Source organism: Vibrio sp. 10N.222.48.A3 (assembly GCF_041475345.1).
GTDB classification, from domain to species: Bacteria; Pseudomonadota; Gammaproteobacteria; order Enterobacterales; family Vibrionaceae; genus Vibrio; species Vibrio tasmaniensis_A.
This window is the reverse complement of sequence record NZ_JBFRVX010000724.1, coordinates 1-386: the sequence shown is the minus strand read 5'-3', so window position 1 is coordinate 386 and position 386 is coordinate 1. Positions and strand designations below refer to the sequence as shown.

At 39.4% G+C, this 386-nt stretch carries 1 protein-coding gene; it reads right to left on the bottom strand.

All coding sequences use genetic code 11. The annotated features are described in order from the left end of the window. Positions 1 to 310 (bottom strand): carbohydrate binding domain-containing protein (locus AB4653_RS18915; RefSeq protein ID WP_372105002.1); only part of this gene is annotated, 310 nt, incomplete at its 3' end. Between the last annotated feature and the right edge of the window lie 76 nt (positions 311 to 386).

The following is a 386-nucleotide window of genomic DNA, read 5'->3' as shown; positions in this document are numbered from 1 at the left end:
GAGCTTTCACGTTGCCTTCCGTATGGTAAACATCGACAGAGAAATCATAAGTTTTCCCTTGTTCAACACGTATCGTTTGCAGAAAATCGGTATTACTTTGAGTGCCTGTATTCACTGTTACTTGCGCAGAGAAACTGCCGTTATTAACAGGTACGTTAGAGGGTGAAACTGCAATGCCGGAGTCAATCACACTCCATCCAGATGGTACGTTTCCTTCCCAGCTTTCGAAACTTCCATTTTGCATTTGCGCATGCGCACTCGCTGAACAAAGTAATGCAACGCCACTTAGTGTTATTATTCTATTTATCATATAACCTTCTGTTTAATTAGATAAAAAACCAACTAAGCTTAGAAAGTATTCAAAAGATGGATAGAGACATAAATCA